Raw genomic sequence first — 13,212 nt, forward strand, 5'->3', positions numbered from 1 at the left:
GACGTGACGGTACATGGTGCCGGAAGTGGCGAATCAGTCCTTCGTCGACGCCACCTTCCATCATGATCATATTTGCAAGACTCGCAATTCTCGACACCAACATGCACGCGCGAGTAATCATTGCGTAAAAGTTAACTACTCTTGCGTATTTGAACTCGACAAGGGCGGCCAATCCAATTGCTCCGCAGCTTTTTTGATGATCCACATGGCCTCGGACGGTGAAGTCCATTCTGAAGCGATCAGCCGAGCAAGATACTGCGCCAAAATCTCTTCCTGGGACATGTGGGCACGTTTACCTTCCTTCGATCGCAAGCACGACGCAGCAAACTGGGCTGCCAAGTCCTCACAGTAGCGCCATCTAAGGTGTATCTCTGGGGGCGTGCAGCCAGGAAGGTAGTACCTTCCCTGGAAGAAGACAGCTAAGAATTTTGGTTGGGAGCCTGGCACGGCGCCGTTAAAAATGGGAAAGGGGAAGTCATCTGGGACTTTGTAGTTTGCCTCAAAGCTGTGTTCTTCCGTCATCGAAATCCTCCAGAACAACAATTTCACGAAACGCAGTATTTGAACTTCCTCGACTCACTCGAGTTCGAAGGGGCGAAGCCTGGGGAAGCTCCTTCGCAGGCTGTCAACTAGCTGTGATTGTTTACTTAGGTTACCGTCTGGTAATCGCAAGGGCATCGTGTCAAAACGCCGATTGCAGATTATACACTTCACGAAAATGTCGTGTATAATCTGCATCGAGCTAAGTGTGCATTGTGTTGATGCACTTCCGTTGCGCCGATTGATACTGTTGCTCGGCAGGTCATACACTGAGACTAATTCTATGTTCCAGACAGATGAAATTTGGGAAGACGTTGAGGGCGCGACTGTCCTTAGAAAGTTGGCGAACTTGCCAGGCCTGCGCCAGTATTGGTGCGTTGAGGTTCCTCTCAACCTGCAGTTGTTTCATGTTGACATTCTTAGTGGTCTGGCGGGCCAACGCTCGTGGTCTCGATTTATGTTCGATGATGTCCGTCGAATTTTGCCTATTCTTTCAGGGTACAGATCCAGTGACGTCCGGGTAAGCATGCAGACACGGCGGATCGACCGCGTCGGTTACAAAATATTAAGGATCACGAAAATATTGGTTGGCGTCATCTCGGACGGTGTGGAGAATTTCGCATTTGTTGATGATGAGGGAGCTCGGTATTACGAGTCAATTGCCGATTTATCAATAGGAGAATTTCGACACGAAAAAGTGATTTGGACATCGCGCTCAACTCAAAGGTGAACAGCACCATTCCATTTCGCTTTCTGGGTTAGCACCGCTCCAAGCGGTCGGTGCGAACTTAGTTGTTGTCTGAGCCTTCAGTGTCATATCTAGCGTTAAAACGGCAAGGGCGGAACTTTCTAATTCAAATTTCAACTTATGTTCGCTAAGTGGGCCTTTTCTGCGGGTGGGCCTTTTCTAGCCTCTAAGGCAGCGTTTGAAGCTTGGTCTTCACGGCTTCACATGCAATGCCCGTACTACAAATCATCGAATTCCTTTCGAAGAGAAAGTGTGATATTATATTAGGCTGGGGAAATTTTACTCCGCCTCGGCAAAAATCATGGATACACTCAGTTCGGCGGAAAGAAGTGTGCGCATGTCTCGAGTTAAGGGGAAAGATACAATCCCTGAGATGGTCGTGCGGCGCATAGCGCATCGCGCAGGGTATCGATATCGTTTGCACGAGAAGACCCTTCCGGGAAAGCCGGATCTAGTATTTCGCAAGCGTAAAAAAGTTATCTTCGTGCACGGATGTTTCTGGCATCGGCATGAAGAATGTCGGCTTGCAAGACTGCCTAAGTCTAGACTGGAATTCTGGATCCCTAAGCTCGAGAAGAACAAAAGGCGTGATGATTTGAATCTTCGGAAATTGTCGGAATCCGGGTGGAACGTGCTGATAATTTGGGAGTGCGAAATCCGACAGCTTGACCTTCTTGAACAACGTATTAAAGAATTTTTAGGATGATGGAGAAGTGCTAATGAAGGCAGTCGAGCTGTTCGCTGGGGCAGGCGGGTTAGCAATGGGAGTGAGCTTGGCGGGTTTTAAGCCTCTCGCGGTTGTGGAGTGGGATAAGTGGGCTTGTGACACAGTCCGGGACAATAAGGCAAGTAGTTTTCCGTTGGTGACCAATTGGCCACTGCATGAAGGTGACGTTCGGCATTTCGACTGGTCGGAAGTGAACGAGGTAGTTGACTTAGTTACTGGCGGCCCTCCTTGTCAGCCCTTTTCGATGGGAGGGAAGCACAAGGCTCATGATGACTGTCGAGACATGTTTCCTGCAACCGTTGACATCATCAGGCGTCTAAAACCAAAGGCGTTCATCGTTGAGAATGTTAAAGGCTTGACGCGTTCTACCTTCGCGAACTATTACCAGTATATCTTGTTGCAACTAGAGTTCCCAGAGGTTCCTGCACGGATCAACGAAGATTGGTTTGATCACTTTCTCCGGCTGCAAGCTGAGAGAGCAAGCGGTGATCAAAAAGGAAAAAGGTTGACGTACAATGTAACGCCGACTTTGGTAAATGCCGCAAATTATGGAGTTCCACAGAAACGTGAGCGCGTTTTCATTGTCGGCTTCCGGTCAGATTTGAAGATTGATTGGAGCTTTCCAAGAGCTACGCACAGTCACGACCGCTTGTTGCACGATCAATGGGTTACCGGCCAGTATTGGACGAGGCACGGCTTACAAAAACCAACTATTCCCGAGGAGCTCGCGACGAAGATACGCAAGCTTGCGTCCAAAGATGCGCCGGTTGAGTTACCATGGCGCACCGTGCGCGATGCCATCGAGGGACTGCCTGATCCGCAGTCGCTGGAAGCTGCAGGTATCCCGAATCACAAATTCCAAGCAGGAGCTAGAGTTTATCCCGGTCATACGGGGAGCCCGCTGGATCTTCCTGCCAAAACTCTCAAAGCTGGAGATCATGGCGTTCCTGGTGGGGAAAACATGTTGGTTAATCCTGACGGAACGGTACGGTACTTTACCATCAGAGAATCGGCAAGAATCCAAACGTTCCCTGATGGATTCATGTTCCACGGATCATGGACAGAGACCATGCGGCAACTTGGCAACGCGGTTCCGGTCCTGCTGGGGCACGTCGTTGCGCGAAGTGTTGCAGATAAACTTATAAGGAAAGAGATGGAATTAATCGCCGCGAGCGCAATTGAAGCTAAGGGTGCTGCATGAGTTTAGGTAACATTATCCCGTTCAACCCTTTAGACAAGAAGAACCTTGGGGCTAGCGTGGCAGAGGCCATGCTAGAGCAAGTGCCGATTGCGCTAGGAAATCTGCAAAGTTTTATTGGAGTCGGGATTTACGCAATTTACTATACGGGCCCTTTCGAGCCGTATCATCCGTTAGCTAGGCGAAATCAAAACGGTGCGTTCACTGCACCTATTTACGTTGGAAAGGCTGTGCCTGCTGGCGCCCGTAAGGGAGGAGGCGTTGGCGCGACAGGGAGTCGCGCACTTTATCTCCGTCTAAAAGAGCACGCTGAGAGTATAGCAGCAGCAGATAATCTTGATCTACGAGATTTCTATTGTAGATTCTTAGTAGTGGATGATATTTGGATCCCACTCGGTGAGTCCTTATTGATTGCAAAGTTCGCGCCAGTTTGGAATGCAGTGATTGATGGCTTCGGAAACCATGATCCTGGAGCAGGGCGTTACAATGGATTAAGGCCCAAATGGGACGTTCTCCATCCTGGGCGCGGTTGGGCAAGCAAATGCGCTACTCGTAAAGAAAGTCGTGAGCAAATCGCCAACGAAATAGTCGACTACTTTAGATCTATAGCGTTTCCTGCATCTCATCATATCTTGAGCCCGAGTCAGCAGCCTCTAATCTAGTTTAATCTAACTCTACCAAAACTCTTCCACGCCCGAACTGGACTGGAATAAGGCTTTTATCTCCTTTGCCCTCATGATTCAACGTCTGGAGGTCTTCAATATCCTTGCTCCCTATCCTGAAGGCGTTCTTTTCAAGCGATATAATTGGGCAACAGACATGGGTTGTGGCAGTTTCTGGTCCGCCGTTCCCATGGCGAGAGTCCCTATACCGTGCCGAAGATGAGTGATCAAGGTTAGCACTAGCAACTGGTGGTGAGGCGGAAGTACATAGCGCAACTTAAGTTTAAAGTGCATAGGCGTCGGTTAGTGTCGACTATACGCATCAAGTCAATGATGTGTATGAACTGTGGTCAGTTTCTAAGATGCCCGTCATCATGGGCTTATGACAGACAACTCTATCGAACAAAGTGCCTTACGTAGTCCTGTGTGCGTCGCGTTAGGGCAGAACTTAAAAAAGCTGAGGATCGCGGCTGCTAAATCGCAAGAAGAGCTTGCCGTAGACGCCGAGGTTGATAGAACCTATATTTCGAGCATTGAGCGCGGCGCAGCAAACCCGTCGGTGCTCACACTTGCTCAGATATGTTTTGCGCTCGGTGTGTCATTGGCTGACCTTGTCACTCCTGTAATCATCTCCACAAAACCCTCCGATTTAACTCGTCGCGCTAACGCCGCCAAGCCATCCCCGCGTGTACGGAAGTCGCGACTTCGGTAATGATGAGGGTTGCGTGTTGGCAAGAGAAATAACTGCTTAGAGTGGAAATGCTATATGACTAGTTATCTTGTACTCCCTTCCATATGGTAAATTTCAAACCTGGATCTGTACTGTGCGCACGACTCATGTGATTACCATTTGTCTTTAACCTCCTTTTGTACGGCCAATCGATGAGTAAAGATTATAGTAATCAAGAGTTCGAGGTAAAACGGATATGTGACGTTTGCGTTGTTGATGCTTTTTTGGCTGAGTACATCCTTCGTGAAGTAGATGAAGCAACTTGCTCATATTGTGGGGAGGTTCGGATAACTTTGCCGTTGACTGATATCGCCGATAGGGTTGAAACGGCATTCGACGAGCATTACCACCGAACTTCGGATCAACCCAGCGATTACGAGTATATGTTGCTTGCCGACCGGGAGTCATCATACGAATGGTCCCGCGAAGGGTTATGCACTGCCGAGGCTATTGCCGGAGCTTCGGGCATGTCCGAGTCTGTTGCTAACGACATTCAGGAAATCTTGGCAGATAGACACTGGGACTTGGAATCAGCTCAAATGGGTGAGGAGACTGCGTTTGCGGCGGATGCTTACTATGAGGAAAAGTCCGTCAGTGCTGGGTCCTATACTGATGAGTGGATTCTGTTCGAGGCGTCACTTAAGACCGAGGCGCGATTCTTTAGTCGCGCTGCGGCGGCGCATCTCGCTGATGTGTTTGGTGGAATTGATAAGCTTACGACCATTGATGGCCGCCCGCTCGTAGTGACAGTAGGTCCCGGATGCCAAATTGATCATCTATACCGAGGGCGTGTGTTTCAGTCGGACGACACCTTAACCGCGGCTCTGAAACGTCCTGATACCGAGTTGGGGCCTCCGCCAGCCAAATTCGCAGGCGCTGGAAGAATGAATGCTCCGGGCATCTCGGTTTTTTACGGGGCCGATAAGGCTGAGGTTGTCGTTGCGGAGGTGCGCCCTCCAGTTGGAAGTAAGGTTGCGGTTGCAAAGTTTGAAATCACTCGTCAACTCCATTTGCTTGATCTTACCGCGTTACCGAAGATCTATGAATCTGGAAGTATCTTCGATCCTGGTTTCGGTCGAAGGTTGGAGCGTGCGGCTTTCCTGAGATCTTTGGGTAAGCAGATGACCAGGCCGGTAATGCCTGGTGACGAGGCTTTGGATTATTTGGCAACTCAGGCTACCGCCGACTTCCTCGCTACTGAGAACAAGCCTTTGTTAGATGGAATCATCTTCCCATCAGTCCAAGCTCGAGAAGGAAGGAATATTGTTCTTTTTCACAAATCCGCGCGAGTTGAACCTTTGGATACTCCAGAAGGAACAAGTATCTCTACTTCGGTTGGCCACTCAACAGAGGAGGGGTGGGAAACGGGTTATACAGTGTATGAAGAAGTTCAGGAGGCGCAAGGTTCAAACCACAAGGACGTGGCGGAAGCGCAGGTCCGGGGAGCGCAGACACTGTATCCTGATGAGCTATTCCTGACAGATCCGCTTCGTGTTGACCCAAGCTCGGTCGTTGTCCATCATGTCCAATGGGTGAACTACCACTGTGAACCGCACGCCGTTGACCGCCACAGGTATACGCGAGCGGCGGAGAGTGACTCATCGCCGTTCTCCTTCGATGAGGATTTTTAGCTGATCCAGGGGTAAGGTCATTCGAAACGTGGTTATATCCGCATGTTACTCACTCGCTCCAATCAGACACGGGTAACTCCCGCTGCCTCTTGACGTAGGGACTCCAGGTAAATGAGTTTCCATATTTGATTGGCAGCGTTTAGTCAGCCGGCTAGAGCAATCTCGGCGGGCATCGTAGCTCGCTCAAGTTAAGAGTGCTGGTACTGTTTGGATTCGGAAGGCGCCAACTGCAGCCGCCAACTGGTCTGCCTCGTCGCGAAGCTGCTGCGCTGAAGCTGCCGCCTCTTCGACCAGCGGGGCATTTTGTTGTGTGGCGCGGTCCATTTGGCTGATAGTGACGCTAACTTGCTCGATGCCCGCGCTCTGTTCGGAGCTGGCTGTTGCTATCGCCAACATGATGGTTGTCACCTTCTCCGCACTTTCCAAGATGTGAGTCATGGTTGCGCCCGCTTTGTCAACCAGCTCAGTGCCGGCCTTGACGTCCACGACTGACTTTTCGATAAGGCTTTTGATCTCCTTTGCCGCGCTGGCTGAACGTTGCGCTAGGTTACGAACTTCCGACGCAACAACCGCGAACCCGCGCCCGTGTTCGCCGGCGCGCGCGGCCTCCACTGCGGCGTTGAGTGCAAGGATATTTGTCTGGAACGCGATCCCATCGATGACTGCGATGATATCCACAATTTTACTTGCCGATGTGTTAATTGCACCCATAGTCTGTACAACGTCAGCTACTACCTTACTACCTTGGTTTGCAATGCTCGAGGCACACACAGCTAGCTCCTTGCCTCCTCTCGCATTCTCCGCGTTCTGCTTAACGGTCGAGGTCAGCTCTTCGATCGAAGCGGCAGTTTCCTCGATTGCGCTAGCTTGCTCTTCGGTGCGCATTGAGAGGTCCATATTGCCCGCTGCAATTTGTGATGATGCCGATGCGATGGTATCCGTGCTTCCCCGCACTTGCCTAACAATGTCCACTAGCCCCGTATTCATGCTTTTTAACGCTGCCATCATGTGGCCTGTCTCGTCCGCCGACTGAACGCGGATCTGCCGAGTAAGACCACCCGACGCGACTGAGTTAGCGATACGAATCGCACGGGCGAGGGGGGCTACAATACTCCGCGCTAGCATCGTTCCGATGATCCCCGCTAAAAGCAGTCCTACAGCAAGGCCGGCGAGGCACACGATTCGCACCCAGTCGTACTCGGTGGACGCTTGCGACGCGAGGCGTTTTGGCTCCCGCAACTGCAGTTCGATAAGGGCGTCGATTTTCTCGCGTACAGGCGTAAAGCGGGAAGTGAGTGGACCGTTGACGAGAATAGCAACCTGATCGCGATCCTGTGCACGCATTGCTGCGAGCGCAGGTGCAATGCCGTCTTGTACGTATCGCTCCTTAACTAAAAGATAACGTTTGGTTTATTCTTTTTCTTCTGCGGTTAGCTCGGTTGCGGTGAACGCACTCCATTGTTTATCGACTTTACCGAGACCCAGTTCTACTTCTTAGACAATCGTAGGTAGGAGCAAATCATCTGCGGTTGCGCTACGCGCGATCGCTATCTGAGCACGGTTGAAAGAGCGGATAATGTTGTCTAACTGGCCAAGGCAGACTAGACCATTTTCATACATCGAATTCAGGCTCTGATTAGCACGGCTCAAGCTAGTTAGCCCGAGTACAGCCCCAACCCCAAGCTCGATGCTGAGTAGCGACAGAATTAGGATAAGCCTAGCTCTGACTGACAGATTATTAAACATGCAAAATTTCCCTCTATGCTGGATGAGATTGAGTCTGCAGATCGCAAGAAAGATTATCGAAAATGCCGAAATCGAATCTGATCATTCGTCTATATCAGGAATTTTTGACGTTTTTGAGTAAAAATTTGTAAGTTCACATGATTTTTGGTTCATCACGACGTTGTGTTGCTGAATGGCAACCTCCTGTTGCAACGTCTATCAGTTAGAGAATAGGTTGCTCACGCAGGCCACAATCGACGGCAACTCGTTGAGCATTGACTCAAGCTGTGCATTAGGAGAAGATGCCTCGCGAGAAAGGTCGAACACATTGGTATGATATCGGCCCTTTGAGACTGGCACGCTTGTCGATGCCCACAGTGCTCGTCAGACCTAGCACACGATTTCTTGCCTGGTAGGCTTGGCTCGAAAGGAAAGGTGAGCGCTGTATCATTTGTATGCAAGTAAATGTCCCAGCGTCGAAAGCATGGTCGAAGTGCTTTGGAGCAACATTCTTTGCGAGCGGATGGTTGGAGAATCGTGTATAGTAGAGACATGGTAAGCGCATGCTACTTTTAGCACTTGAGTGACGTTAGGAGGTCTTATGCCATTCAAATACAGGAAAGCAACAAAATTTTATTCGGTTAAGAATTTTTTGGGTGGGGGGCAGCCGCGTTTTCGCCATGCCAAATCGGAGCTGAGTCCAGCAGTCGTCCAAATTTTGCAAGAGAGTGCGCGAAGGCTTGACGTAGAGGGCGTTCGTCCGTTTTCAAAAGCAGATGTTGCAAATTTTTTTAATTCGCTTTGAGGTAATAGTTGCAATCTCTGCCTAGTGTTGTTGTATTTGATTTTTCGGATAGAAATTTCAAGATTCAAGCTGGCCGTTTTAAGATTCGCTATCCTGGTATGTTCGTACAGTTGCAACAGCAATTCCATCAATTTACTGGACTACCTTGGAGTGAGTTTGCAGAGGCCGCAAAGCCTCACGTTGGAGAAAGCTCATTTGTATCATCATACTTGGTGATATATCTGGAAATGGTCGGAGGAAATGTTCATTTGCTAACGCACCTCAAGGACGGAGTGATAGTTCCTCTTTGCTTCCTAAAACCTTCCCTTTTTATCTGAAAAAGCCCGCGACTTTTGCGCCAACTTATTATTTGTTTTGTTAGGTGTCTCGATTTGCTTTAAGCCCGCTTCTGCGGGCTTTTTGTTTTTTAGATTTAAACATCGGTATACGAATGATCGCATATCGAACAATTCGCCACTCAGATGAAATGTGCATGGTAAATTAGTGTTGACAAAGTCATTCTCCGTATCGGGTACGGACGGCCATGCAGCTTTCAACCTAAGATAGCCGAAGAACATAGTCAGCGCGAATCAGGCGTGCGACAAAAATTCGAGTACAGTACGCGAGCAAAGATATAGCGCTAAGCTCACTTGTTACGCAGTTTCACGCTCGCAATCCAGGCGATACGAACGACTAGTCACACGCTGCTAGGGTACTCGCCTTGTCGCTCGCGCACTTGACAGGATGCAATGTCGCCCAGGCTCGGATGCATCCGCGTACAACAGAACAATCTCAGCCAAATTGTCATCGTTGCAATACAAGAACGCAACCGGCACGCTTAACACCTTCGCTAACGCTACCGCAAATTTGAACGGCGGCTCATGTATGCCACTTTCATACCTACTGATGCGCGCGCTGCTAGACGATTCCTCGAGGCCCGCTAAAACTCCAAGACGGTCCTGAGCGAGGCCGCTTCGCTCACGAGCTTGGCGCAACCGAGCCCCAAACGTCGAACTATTAACGATGATCCGAGAAGTCATTCATCGATAATCGTAGATTACGTCAAAAGTTACTCTACGAAAAACGTAGATCCGATGATAAAACTTGTTATACTGCGCGTTTCGGGTGTGACTAGCTCGGGCTTTAGCTGTTCGTCCTGTGTTGGCTCCGCGATTGCACCCGTGAAGACCGTGCAACCACGTCTATCCAGTCGCGATGGCTGCGCAGGGCCAGTTTCGTCTCTGTTTACCGAGCACCAACATAAGGGATTCAAATGCGCGTATCAAAAGTTGTTATCGTAGGCACTCTCTTTTCGACTGTAATTTCCGGATGCGGTGGCGGTGGATCATCGTCATCTCCCCCAACTAGTTATCCTGGAGGAGGTTCGTCTGCTACTCAGCCGCCACCTGTCGCGTTAGTTCAACCTGCAAGCTTGCAGGTCGCGACTTCAGCAAACTACGTTGCGGGCTCGAGCGAGGACATCGCGTTCAAGAAGCTGAACGCATTTCGGGCTAGTCAAGGATTAGGGCCAGTCAATCAAGACGTTAGAATCGACGCCGCTGCTAGGTCGCACGCCGCCTATGTCACCATGAATCAGAGCGGTGCTGATCCACACAATGAAGTGGTCGGCAAGCCAGGCTTTACTGGCGTAACCGTACAAGACCGCTTGAAAGCTGCTGGCTATGCGTCGACCAGATCTAGCGAAGTGATCGCATTTAGCCTGCAGTCCTCGAATCCAGACACGTCGGCAGTAGACAATCTAATCAACTCGGTCTATCACCGATCAGCAATGATGATCCAGGGACTCACCCACGTAGGAATATCTGGCGAAAATGCGAACAGCCCGCTCTACGCGAACTTTGGCGCGATAAAATTGCAAAATAACGCTGGAGATTTCGTTAGCTTCTATCCAACAAATCAGCAAACGGGTGTCTGGCTTACGCACAGTTTGGAATCACCCAATCCGTTCTATCAGGAGATGGATATGACTCAGGCCAATATGTGCCTCAAGACCAGTTCACCAATCAGTGTCGTGTCGGAGACCTCGACCGCTCTAACCGTAACCAGCTTTACCGTGACGGAAGACGGGCAGGCCATGCCGCTGGCAGCACGCTTGATTACAAAAAGTACCAGCACCCAGGATACGATTTATCTGCCAGCGAATGAAGCGTACCTGATCGGAAAGGCACCATTTAAGCCGAATACCAAATACAACGTCCGCTTCATCGGCAACGCAACAGGTCCCGCCACCGGGACTACAAACGGCCTTATTGTAGACAAGAGTTGGTCGTTCACTACCGGAAGCTATACGCGCAGTTGCTGACCTCACATTAGGAGAATTTGGAAAGCCTTGATTTTACGAACCGAGGCTTAACTTAGAAGACAACTCTCTTATCAAATGTCTGAAATTATATCTACGTGCGATTGAACACAGAGCGACTAGTCAGTAAGTTGGATGTTACTCAAATTCGCCTGAAATGTTGCTCGGATAAAGCCACAGATTTCGCAGTTTTTAAGACGCATATTACGAGCTAGAGGCGCCGCGCCTGCTCCAGTTGAAAAAGCATATCGGCCATTCTAGGCCAAAAAACTTTTGGCGGATGACTAGGGTAGGAGCGCGATTAAGTATGTCCTGAGATAATCTTAGATCCTAACAGGGGCTTGCATTTGTGCCATTGGTTTGTTCCCTGTACGCATATGCGTTTGCACGAGCGTCATGCAGGGCATGATGCCGTGCAAGACCATGTTTTTCATAAAAGCTCTCAAGAAGCAGAGGAGATAGACTGTAGTAAATGTTCTCACCTTTTACCCAATCGGGGACACCACTTAAAACCCGTTCTAATATTCTCCAGTCCACAACGTCGTCATGGCAAATCAGAATGTACTGCTCATTCTTCCTAACGATTTGTAGCCACTCCAAAATCTTCGCGGGGAGATAGGCGTCGTTAATTAGTGCATTGTTGTATGCCCCCAATAAAGGAATAACATTCGATCGTACAAAATCGCTACATCTCCAATCGTCGAAGTCAACCTCGAAGTAAGTTTCTTCGCCGTTCTCGCTTACTAGAGCGATACTTATCAACTGCATGTTCTCGAAACTAGTAAATTCTGTGTCGATGAACACTCTTAGTGGTGGCATAGTAAAATTAAGCGCAACAATTGAGGAAGTTTCAATAGGGGCGTCTGCTGTGCTCATGAAGGAGTGAGGCAACCACTTATATAGGGTTCTACAGCGCTACTCGTGCGATCGTGCGAAGATCTTCAACGGTTGACTACTGTTCTGCTCGAGCTCTTTGTTCGCATCTGCCCGGCAAACTCGTAGTCCGACATTTCCGTCAGCCTAAGATTGCAGGAGATGACATCGGCGCGGAACGATGTATTCCACTCCAACGCATCAATTGCAGAGTAGCAGCGATGGTTGACGTGACCATCGCCTTTCAGTAGCCATCCGCGCATGTCGGCAGCATCCCGTTGTCATCGATTAGGAAAACTCGCGAGTTTAATCTGGATGTCACTACGTGTCTTATAAGTGACTTAGGCGAGCATCGCGCAATCAACGACGGTAACACTTCTCCAGGCGACTGCCAAGGGAAATTCAAAGTTTCTGTATAATGTGCGAACCTCGGTGTGGTGCTTGTTTGATACTGGTCGCCGCCGACCCAGTGAATGGGCCTGGTGTTAATTATTAAGTTCTCGCGAGTTCATGCTGAGCATTGAAATGAATCGGCCAAGCGAGCGAATAATTGGCAGCTATAGGTTGCCCCGATCTAGCGCCAACAAACTCGCATTTGATTCTCATATTCAATCTGGCTCTTCCAAGTGTAGTTTGGCCCCGAAGGCTGCGGCTATATGACAAGGATTCCAATACTCGCGGTAAAGCTTTATCTTTCCATCCTGCAAAACTAAATATGCAGCATAATCTTGGCGATACATCGTCCTGCGACTTTCGACCCATGCCTCGCCTCGAAAGCTTGCCCACGCACGTAGCCCGTCGGCAGATTCTGTAATGTCAATATCACTGAACTTGAATGACCCGACTATACCAGTGAATGATCGCATATGCGCTTCGATATCAGCTCGATTTTCATAACGCGTAGATCTGCCGAGGGATGCACCATATGGAAACTCAACAACGGCGTCATGAGCAAGAAGTTGCAGCCAGGCATTGAGGTCGGTTCCAATTAATTCAATGTGTTTTACCATTACTGTCGCTGCGGAGCTTTGAAATAAATTCGATGTGTGCATTTTTGGCCTTGTCGATCGATGGGGGTATGTCCTTAGTACGCCATGTTGAATACAGAGACGTGACGTTTTTGATAATGTGGGCGCTCTGGCAACATCCGTTCAGTTAGTCTAGGTCAGCTAGTTTTAGATATATGTTGCGATTCCTGCTTGCATATTCTTATGTGCAAGAAAAATTTGCGGTCTACCTCAGTTGTAGAGTTCGTCGAAGTGAGCTTCTATACT

Annotated in this window: 12 protein-coding genes; 6 read left to right on the top strand and 6 right to left on the bottom strand. The window is 49.4% G+C overall.

Going from position 1 to position 13,212, the window contains the following annotated elements:
- Positions 1–135 precede the first annotated feature (135 nt).
- On the bottom strand, positions 136–522 hold the full coding sequence (locus B0920_RS25380) for a hypothetical protein (protein WP_143745620.1): 387 nt from the start codon (positions 520–522) through the stop codon (positions 136–138).
- Positions 523–1,589: 1,067 nt separating this feature from the next.
- Here B0920_RS25380 and B0920_RS03115 point away from each other — a divergent pair.
- From B0920_RS03115 to B0920_RS03135, 5 genes are all read left to right on the top strand, one after another.
- Positions 1,590–1,994: a very short patch repair endonuclease gene (locus B0920_RS03115; protein ID WP_078031112.1), complete on the top strand. Its 405-nt coding sequence runs from the start codon at positions 1,590–1,592 to the stop codon at positions 1,992–1,994.
- A 13-nt stretch (positions 1,995–2,007) separates the two neighbouring features.
- Positions 2,008–3,216, top strand: a complete 1,209-nt coding sequence (locus B0920_RS03120) for a DNA cytosine methyltransferase (RefSeq protein WP_078031113.1) — start codon at positions 2,008–2,010, stop codon at positions 3,214–3,216.
- Positions 3,213–3,875, top strand: a complete 663-nt coding sequence (locus B0920_RS03125; RefSeq protein ID WP_078031114.1) for an Eco29kI family restriction endonuclease — start codon at positions 3,213–3,215, stop codon at positions 3,873–3,875. Before B0920_RS03120 ends, B0920_RS03125 begins: the two co-directional genes overlap by 4 nt.
- A gap of 382 nt (positions 3,876–4,257) precedes the next feature.
- Complete coding sequence (locus B0920_RS03130; RefSeq protein ID WP_078031115.1) at positions 4,258–4,587, top strand: helix-turn-helix transcriptional regulator; 330 nt, start codon at positions 4,258–4,260, stop codon at positions 4,585–4,587.
- Between the two features lie 170 nt (positions 4,588–4,757).
- On the top strand, positions 4,758–6,236 hold the full coding sequence (locus B0920_RS03135) for an RES family NAD+ phosphorylase (protein ID WP_078031116.1): 1,479 nt from the start codon (positions 4,758–4,760) through the stop codon (positions 6,234–6,236).
- 183 nt (positions 6,237–6,419) lie between these two features.
- Here the strand turns inward: B0920_RS03135 and B0920_RS03140 are convergent, their stop codons facing one another.
- The 3 genes from B0920_RS03140 to B0920_RS03150 all read right to left on the bottom strand — a co-directional run bounded on the left by B0920_RS03140 (position 6,420) and on the right by B0920_RS03150 (position 9,785).
- Positions 6,420–7,580 carry a methyl-accepting chemotaxis protein gene (locus tag B0920_RS03140; protein WP_078031117.1) on the bottom strand — a complete coding sequence of 387 codons (1,161 nt, stop codon included), beginning with the start codon at positions 7,578–7,580 and terminating at the stop codon, positions 6,420–6,422.
- Between the two features lie 150 nt (positions 7,581–7,730).
- Positions 7,731–7,982: a Tar ligand binding domain-containing protein gene (locus tag B0920_RS26500; protein ID WP_078031118.1), complete on the bottom strand. Its 252-nt coding sequence runs from the start codon at positions 7,980–7,982 to the stop codon at positions 7,731–7,733.
- A 1,470-nt stretch (positions 7,983–9,452) separates the two neighbouring features.
- A complete protein-coding gene (locus B0920_RS03150; protein WP_143745621.1) occupies positions 9,453–9,785 on the bottom strand; it encodes a helix-turn-helix domain-containing protein in 333 nt (110 codons plus the stop codon).
- Positions 9,786–10,177: 392 nt separating this feature from the next.
- Between B0920_RS03150 and B0920_RS03155 the strand changes: the two genes are divergently transcribed.
- Complete coding sequence (locus B0920_RS03155; RefSeq protein ID WP_179119077.1) at positions 10,178–11,068, top strand: CAP domain-containing protein; 891 nt, start codon at positions 10,178–10,180, stop codon at positions 11,066–11,068.
- A gap of 327 nt (positions 11,069–11,395) precedes the next feature.
- Here B0920_RS03155 and B0920_RS03160 read toward each other — a convergent pair whose 3' ends face one another.
- The gene (locus B0920_RS03160; RefSeq protein WP_078031120.1) at positions 11,396–11,941 is read right to left on the bottom strand and encodes a 3'-5' exoribonuclease; all 546 of its coding nucleotides are present in this window, start codon (positions 11,939–11,941) and stop codon (positions 11,396–11,398) included.
- 605 nt (positions 11,942–12,546) lie between these two features.
- Positions 12,547–12,990: a nuclear transport factor 2 family protein gene (locus tag B0920_RS03165; RefSeq protein WP_078031121.1), complete on the bottom strand. Its 444-nt coding sequence runs from the start codon at positions 12,988–12,990 to the stop codon at positions 12,547–12,549.
- Positions 12,991–13,212 lie beyond the last annotated feature (222 nt).

This window comes from Massilia sp. KIM (genome assembly GCF_002007115.1).
Classification (GTDB): Bacteria; Pseudomonadota; Gammaproteobacteria; order Burkholderiales; family Burkholderiaceae_D; genus Telluria.